7 protein-coding genes are annotated in these 7,636 nt (G+C 68.8%); 2 read left to right on the plus strand and 5 right to left on the minus strand.

Annotation, left to right across the window (positions count from 1 at the left end):
* Positions 1-73: 73 nt before the first annotated feature.
* The 3 genes from ABTZ94_RS34910 to ABTZ94_RS34920 are packed head-to-tail and all read right to left on the minus strand — an operon-like array spanning position 74 to position 2,963.
* Positions 74-1,267 carry a dipeptidase gene (locus tag ABTZ94_RS34910; RefSeq protein WP_351207048.1) on the minus strand — a complete coding sequence of 398 codons (1,194 nt, stop codon included), beginning with the start codon at positions 1,265-1,267 and terminating at the stop codon, positions 74-76.
* 8 nt (positions 1,268-1,275) lie between these two features.
* Complete coding sequence (gene purE, locus ABTZ94_RS34915) at positions 1,276-1,815, minus strand: 5-(carboxyamino)imidazole ribonucleotide mutase (protein ID WP_351207050.1); 540 nt, start codon at positions 1,813-1,815, stop codon at positions 1,276-1,278.
* Positions 1,812-2,963 (minus strand): 5-(carboxyamino)imidazole ribonucleotide synthase, encoded by a 1,152-nt coding sequence (locus tag ABTZ94_RS34920; RefSeq protein ID WP_351207052.1) that lies wholly within the window; start codon positions 2,961-2,963, stop codon positions 1,812-1,814. Before ABTZ94_RS34920 ends, purE begins: the two co-directional genes overlap by 4 nt.
* Positions 2,964-3,137: 174 nt before the next feature.
* Between ABTZ94_RS34920 and ABTZ94_RS34925 the strand changes: the two genes are divergently transcribed.
* Positions 3,138-3,662, plus strand: coding sequence for a GtrA family protein (locus ABTZ94_RS34925; RefSeq protein ID WP_351207054.1), 525 nt, complete (start codon positions 3,138-3,140; stop codon positions 3,660-3,662).
* Positions 3,663-3,665: 3 nt separating this feature from the next.
* On the opposite strand, the gene ABTZ94_RS34930 is transcribed toward ABTZ94_RS34925, so the two are convergent.
* Both ABTZ94_RS34930 and ABTZ94_RS34935 read right to left on the minus strand, forming a co-directional pair.
* Entirely contained in the window at positions 3,666-4,931 is a 1,266-nt protein-coding gene (locus tag ABTZ94_RS34930) for a sensor histidine kinase (RefSeq protein WP_351207056.1), read from the minus strand.
* 15 nt (positions 4,932-4,946) lie between these two features.
* On the minus strand, positions 4,947-5,624 hold the full coding sequence (locus tag ABTZ94_RS34935; protein WP_351207058.1) for a response regulator transcription factor: 678 nt from the start codon (positions 5,622-5,624) through the stop codon (positions 4,947-4,949).
* Positions 5,625-6,114: 490 nt separating this feature from the next.
* Here ABTZ94_RS34935 and ABTZ94_RS34940 point away from each other — a divergent pair, with 490 nt between their 5' ends.
* Positions 6,115-7,605 carry an oligopeptide:H+ symporter gene (locus ABTZ94_RS34940; RefSeq protein ID WP_351207060.1) on the plus strand — a complete coding sequence of 497 codons (1,491 nt, stop codon included), beginning with the start codon at positions 6,115-6,117 and terminating at the stop codon, positions 7,603-7,605.
* Positions 7,606-7,636 lie beyond the last annotated feature (31 nt).

Here is a 7,636-nt window from a genome sequence, read left to right on the forward strand (position 1 = left end):
GCGTGTTAGAAGCGGGGGAGAAAACGTGCGGGGCGCCCCCCATGGGGGGCGCCCCGCACGCGACAGCTCCGGCTCAGCCGACGAGGGCGTCCAGCTGCTCGATCGTGGCGTGCGACGGGGTCCGGCGCGTGCTCAGCTCGCGCGCGACGTCCTCGGCGTCGCGCAGCACCCGTACCGCGTTCTGCCAGGTGAGCTTGGCGAGATCGGCGGTGGACCAGCCCCGGCCGAGCAGCTCCGCGATCAGGTTCGGGTAGCCCGCGACGTCCCTGAGGCCCTCCGGGAGGAAGGCGGTGCCGTCGTAGTCGCCGCCGATGCCGATGTGGTCGATCCCGGCCACCTCGCGCATGTGGTCGAGGTGGTCGGCGATCGTCGCCACGGTGGCCATCGGGCGCGGGTTGGCCGCTTCGAAGGCGGCGTGGATCTTCATGGCCTGCGCGGTGGTGTCGAGGTGGTGCAGACCGTGGGCGCGCATGTTCTCGTCCGCGGCACGGGTCCAGGCGACGGCCGCCGGGAGGACGAACTTCGGTACGAAGGTCGCCATGGCGATGCCGCCGTTGGCCGGGAGCCGGCCGAGGACGTCGTCGGGGATGTTGCGCGGGTGGTCGCAGATCGCGCGCGACGAGGAGTGCGAGAAGATCACGGGCGCGGTGGAGGTGTCGAGCGCGTCGCGCATCGTGGTGGCCGCCACATGGGAGAGGTCGACCAGCATGCCGGTGCGGTTCATCTCCCGTACGACCTCGTGGCCGAAGGGCGAGAGACCACCGACGCCCGGCTCGTCGGTCGCCGAGTCCGCCCACGCGATGTTGTCGTTGTGGGTGAGCGTCATGTAGCGGACGCCCAGAGTGTGCAGGGCGCGCAGGGTGCCCAGCGAGTTGTTGATGGAGTGGCCGCCCTCGGCGCCCATCAGGGAGGCGATACGGCCCTCGGCGCGGGCCGCCTCCATGTCGTCGGCGGTCAGGGCGCGCCGCAGGTCGGCGGGGTAACGCCCGATCAGCTCGGCGACCACGTCGATCTGTTCGAGGGTGGCGCTGACGGCCTCGTCGCCCGCCATGTCGGACCGCACGTAGACGGACCAGAACTGGGCCCCGACGCCGCCCGCGCGCAGCCGCGGGATGTCGGTGCGCAGATGGGCGGACTGGTCGGTGGAGATGTCACGGGCGTCCAGGTCGTAGCCGACCTGTTCGCGCAGCGCCCACGGCAGATCGTTGTGGCCGTCGACGACGGGGTACTCGGCGAGGAGCTCTGCGGCCTGCTTCAGCTGGTCCATCGGGCGGCCTACTTCCCGAAGCCGAAGGAGTCGGCGCCCTCGACCTTGCTGCGCAGCCGCTTGCCCTTCTCCGTCGCCTGGTCGTTCAGCTCCTGCTGGAACTCGACCATGCGGGCCTGCAGCTCGCTGTCGTGGGCGGCGAGGATGCGTGCGGCGAGCAGGCCCGCGTTGCGTGCGCCGCCGACCGAGACGGTCGCGACGGGGACACCGGCGGGCATCTGCACGATGGAGAGCAGGCTGTCCATGCCGTCCAGGTACTTCAGCGGGACCGGGACACCGATGACGGGCAGCGGGGTGACGGAGGCGAGCATGCCGGGCAGGTGGGCGGCGCCGCCCGCGCCCGCGATGATCGCCTTGAGGCCGCGGTCCGCCGCGTGCTCGCCGTACGCGATCATTTCGCGCGGCATGCGGTGGGCGGAGACGACGTCGACCTCGTAGGGGATCTCGAACTCGTCGAGGACCTTGGCCGCTGCTTCCATGACGGGCCAGTCGGAGTCCGAGCCCATGACGATGCCGACGACCGGCGCGGCGGTGGCGGGGGAAGTCATTCGTTGATCGTTCCTCTGAGGTAGTCAGCTGCATGACGGGCTCGGTCTCGCACGTCCGCCAAGTCGTCGCCGTAGGTGTTGACGTGTCCGACCTTGCGGCCGGGCTTCACGTCCTTGCCGTACATGTGGATCTTGAGCTGCGGATCGCGGGCCATGCAGTGCAGATACGCCTGGTACATGTCCGGGTAGTCGCCGCCGAGCACATTGGACATGACCGTCCAGGTGGCGCGCGGGCGCGGGTCGCCGAGCGGCAGGTCGAGGACGGCCCGGACGTGGTTGGCGAACTGCGAGGTGATCGCACCGTCCTGCGTCCAGTGCCCGGAGTTGTGCGGGCGCATCGCGAGCTCGTTGACCAGGATGCCGGACTTCCCGTCGGGTCCACGGGTCTCGAAGAGTTCGACGGCGAGGTGGCCGACGACGTCGAGCTCGGAGGCGATACGGAGAGCGAGCTGCTGGGCCTCGCCCGCGAGCCGCTCGTCCAGCTCGGGGGCCGGGGCGATGACCGTGTCACAGACCCCGTCGACCTGGATCGATTCGACGACCGGGTACGCGACGGCCTGGCCGTGCGGCGAGCGGACGATATTGGCCGCCAGCTCCCGTACGAAGTCGACCTTCTCCTCGGCGAGGACCGCGACACCGGCCCGGAAGGGGTCGGCCGCGTCCGCCTCGGAGCGGACCACCCAGACGCCCTTGCCGTCGTAGCCGCCGCGGACCGTCTTGAGGACGACGGGGAAGCCCCCGACCTCTTCCGCGAAGGCCGCGACGTCGGCCGGGTCCTTCACGATGCGGTGGCGGGGGCAGGGCGCGCCGACCTCGGTGAGTTTCGCGCGCATCACCCCCTTGTCCTGGGCGTGCACCAGCGCACCGGGACCCGGGCGCACGGGTATGCCGTCCGCCTCCAGGGCCCGCAGGTGTTCGGTCGGTACGTGCTCGTGATCGAAGGTGATCACGTCACAGCCGCGCGCGAAGGCACGCAGCGTGTCCAGGTCGCGATAGTCGCCGACGACGACTTCGCTCACCACCTGGGCCGCCGAGTCCTGGGGGGTGTCGCTGAGGAGCTTGAACTTGATGCCGAGGGGGATGCCCGCCTCGTGGGTCATACGGGCGAGCTGACCGCCGCCGACCATGCCGACTACCGGGAACGTCACTCCTCCAGGGTATCCGCCGCCCCGGGGGTCGCCCGACGACGCCCTGCGCCTGCCCGGGCGGGGCGGGCACGTCACAGCATCGCCACACCTGACAGGGCATCCACAGGAAACCCATGGACAGGCTGGTTAGCATGACCGGGTTGACGTAACCGACAGACGGGCTGAGCAATCACCATGAGCGAACGGGGCGCACTGCGGGCCCGGCTGGATCTGCTGGCCCGGGAAGTCGCCAAGTTCGGCGCGGTCGGCGCACTCGGCCTTGTCGTCAATATCGCGGTGTCCAACCTGCTCTGGCGCACCACGGACCTTCAGGTGGTGCGGGCAGGTCTGCTGGGGACGTTCGTCGCCATCCTCTTCAATTACATCGGCTTCCGCTACTGGACGTACCGGGACCGTGACAAGAGCGGGCGGACCCGGGAGCTCACGCTGTTCCTGCTGTTCAGCGCGGTGGGCGCGGTCATCGAGAACGGTGTGCTGTACACGGCGACGTACGGGTTCGGGTGGGACAGCCCGGTCCAGAGCAATGTCTTCAAGATCCTCGGGATCGGCATCGCGACACTGTTCCGCTTCTGGTCCTACCGGACGTGGGTCTTCAAGGCGCTGCCCGCGAAGGAGGCCGTGCTGAGCGCGGAGGCTTTCCTGAAGCAGGGGCGTACGGAGCAGGTGTCGCGGGTCCAGGCGCGCCCGGTGCGTCGGTAGCCCTCACCGCACCGGGCGTTCCGGTTCCTTTCTTTTCAGGGCCACCCGGCTGAGGAACAGGGCGAAGACCGCCGGCTGCTGCTGGAGCAGTTCGAGGCGGCCGCCGTCCGCCTCCGCGAGGTCCCTGGCCACCGCGAGGCCGATGCCGGTGGAGTTGCGGCCACTGATCGTCCGCTCGAAGATCCTTGCGCCGAGGTCCGCGGGCACGCCCGGGCCCTCGTCCGTGACCTCGATCACCGCCTGATTGCCGGTGACCCGGGTGCGCAGCGCGACCGTACCGCCGCCGTGCATCAGTGAGTTCTCGATCAGTGCGGCCAGCACCTGGGCGACCGCGCCCGGCGTACCGACGGCCCGCAGCCCCTGCTTTCCGGAGCGGACGATGGCGCGGCCCTCGCCCCGGTAGGCCGGGCGCCACTCCTCGATCTGCTGCTTGACGACCTCGTCGAGGTCGAAGACGACGGCGGAGCCGGTACGCGGATCGCGGGCGTTGGTCAGCAGGCGCTCGACCACGTCGGTGAGCCGCTCGACCTGAGTGAGGGCGATGTTCGCCTCCTCCTTCACCGTGTCCGGGTCGTCGGTGACCGAGATCTCCTCGATCCGCATGGAGAGCGCGGTCAGCGGCGTACGGAGCTGGTGCGAGGCGTCGGCGGCCAGCCGGCGTTCCGCGGTCAGCATCCTGGCGATCCGTTCGGCGGAGGAGTCCAGGACGTCGGCGACCCGGTCCAGCTCCGGTACTCCGTACCGCTTGTGGCGCGGGCGCGGATCGCCGGAGCCCAGGCGTTCGGCGGTCTCGGCGAGGTCCGTCAGCGGCGAGGTCAGCTTGTTGGCCTGGCGTACGGCGAGGAGCACGGCCGAGATGATGGCCAGCAGCGCCACCGCGCCGATGATCATCAGGGTGCGGCCGACCTCACGGGTGACGGCGGAGCTGGACTCCTCGACGGTGACCCGCTCGCCCTGCCCCCCTTCGACCGTGCTGCTGATCACCCTGCCGGTGGGACGCGTACCGACTTCGAGGGGGGCACGTCCGGGGATCTTGACCAGTGCGTAGCGCTTGCTGGAGATCTGCTCGGCCAGCAGCGCGGGATTGATCCGCTCCGCCTCCAGGAGCCGGCTCTCGAGGACGTTGATCAGCCGCAGCGCCTCGGAGTCGACGCTCTCCTGGGCGCTGTTGCTGATGGTGCGGCTCTCGACGATGACGAGGGAGACGCCGAAGACGGCGATCACCACGAGCACCACGGCGAGCGTGGAGTTGATCAGTCTGCGGCGCATGAGTGCTTCTGTACGTCAGCTCTTCTCGAAGCGGAAGCCGACGCCCCGTACGGTCGCGATGTAGCGGGGGTTGGCCGCGTCGTCGCCGAGCTTCTTGCGAAGCCAGGAGATGTGCATGTCGAGGGTCTTGGTCGACGACCACCAGGTGGTGTCCCAGACCTCGCGCATCAGCTGGTCACGGGTGACGACCCGGCCGGCGTCGCGGACCAGGACCCGCAGCAGGTCGAACTCCTTGGCCGTGAGCTGGAGTTCCTCTTCACCCATCCAGGCCCGGTGCGACTCGACGTCGATCCTGACGCCGTGGGTGGCGGGCTGCGGAGCGGACTCGGTGGCGCCGCGGCGCAGCAGCGCCCGGACGCGGGCGAGCAGTTCGGCCAGGCGGAAGGGCTTGGTGACGTAGTCGTCGGCGCCCGCGTCCAGGCCGACGACGGTGTCCACCTCGTCGGCGCGGGCGGTCAGCACCAGGATCGGCGCGGTGTGGCCTTCGGCACGGAGCCTGCGGGCAACTTCGAGGCCGTCCATCCCGGGCAGGCCCAGGTCGAGTACGACCAGGTCGATTCCGTCCTGGAGGCCGGCGTCGAGAGCGGTCGGACCGTCTTCGCGGACCTCGACCTCGTAACCCTCCCGACGCAGGGCGCGGGCCAGCGGCTCCGAGATGGATGCGTCGTCCTCGGCGAGCAGTACACGGGTCATGGAGTGATGGTAGTCCGCGCAGGACGGGTGCTGTAAGGCGATCGCAAAGGCCTGCGGGTCCGCAAGGAAAGCGTAGAAAGACCTTCGAATACGGGAGTGCGGTTCCACCGCAACCTGTGATTCACATCTCAAGTCCATTCATATCCGGCACTGTCGTGTCGTATGGTTACTCGACGCCTGTTGCACTACTCAAGGACCCTTGGGCAGCTTTTAGCGCCAAGGGTCTTTTTTTGTTCTGCCGGCTGGTACCCGCCAGTCGTGAATTGAGTGAATGACCTGTGGCCGGGCCCGGAGCGCGACGATGCGCACCTGGCGTGGATCCCGGTGCGGTCGGCCCCCGTCTCCTTCAGTCGGCTCCTCGACGAGTCCGGCAGTCGGGACGAACCCCCCTAGGCGTGGGGGTGGGGCGCAGCCGTGCCGGTGCCGGCCTCCCCCCACCGGGCGCGTAACGCTCACGAGGCGTCGCGTCCCGAGCAAGCAAGGATCGACCATGGCGTCCAGCCTGACGAAGGACTCGGCCAGTACTTCTGGATCCGAGAAGACCTTCTTCGGCCACCCCCGCGGCCTGGCCACTCTCTTCATGACCGAGATGTGGGAGCGTTTCAGCTACTACGGCATGAGGGCTCTGCTCCCCCTCTACTTGATCGCCCCCAACGGGCTTCACATGAACCCGGCCACGGCCACGGCGATCTACTCGGTCTACGTATCGCTGGTCTACCTGCTCGCGATGCCCGGCGGCTGGTTCGGCGACCGTGTCTGGGGTCCCCGCAAGACCGTCGCCGTCGCCGGTACCGTCATCATGATCGGCCACCTGACGCTGGCACTGCCCTTGCAGGGCACCTTCTTCGCCGGCCTCGGACTGGTCGCCATCGGCTCCGGTCTGCTGAAGTCCAACATCTCGACGATGGTCGGACACCTCTACGACGGCCCGGACGACCCGCGCCGCGACGGTGGCTTCACGATCTTCTACATGGGCATCAACGCCGGTGCCTTCGCGGCGCCGCTGATCATCGGCACCATCGGTGAGAACGTCAACTGGCACCTGGGCTTCGCGCTCGCCGCGCTCGGCATGGGGCTGGGCCTCGCCCAGTTCCTGATGGGCACCCGCCATCTGAACGAGCGCAGCCTCGTCGTCCCGAAGCCGCTGTCCGCCGCCGAGCGGGCGAGCACGCTGCGCAAGGGCATGATCTGGCTGGCCGTCGCGGCCGTCTTCTACATCGTCACGGTCGTCACCGGCGTCTACACGCTCAACTGGATCCTGGTCCCCATCACCATCGCGGGCCTGGCCATTCCGGTCGTCGTCCTGGCGCGCATCAAGCGCGACAAGGAGCTCAGCGCCACCGAGCAGTCGAAGATGTCCGGCTACATCTGGTTCTTCGTCGCCGCCGCCATCTTCTGGATGATCTACGACCAGGGCGGTTCGACGGTCGCGATCTTCGCCAAGTCCTCGGCCGACAACAGCGTCTTCGGCTGGGAGTTCCCGGTCTCCTGGTACCAGTCGGTCAACCCGGTCCTGATCATGGCGCTGGCCCCGCTCTTCGCCGCCTTCTGGCTGTCGCTGAACCGCCGCGGCAAGGAGCCCAGCACCATCGTGAAGTTCAGCTCCGGCCTGGTGCTGGTCGGTGCGTCGTTCTTCCTCTTCCTGATGCCGCTGACGATCGCGACCGACGGCCACAAGGCCGCCGCGATGTGGCTGGTCGCGATCTACTTCGTCCAGACGGTCGCCGAGCTGACGCTGTCCCCGGTGGGTCTCTCCGTCACCACGAAGATGGCCCCGGCCAAGTACGCCAGCCAGATGATGGGCGTCTGGTTCCTGGCCGTCACTGCCGGTGACTGCACCACGGGTCTGCTCTCCATCGCGGGTGTGGAGCTCAACGGCACCGGCGTGGTCACGCTGCAGGCCTTCCTCGCCGTTGTCGCGGGTGTCTCGATCTTCATGTACCGCGGCAAGGTCAAGCAGCTCATGGGCGACGTGCGCTGACGCACCGCACCCGGCTGTACGAAGGGCCGCT

The organism is Streptomyces sp. NPDC002785 (genome assembly GCF_040295565.1).
Lineage (GTDB): Bacteria > Actinomycetota > Actinomycetes > Streptomycetales > Streptomycetaceae > Streptomyces.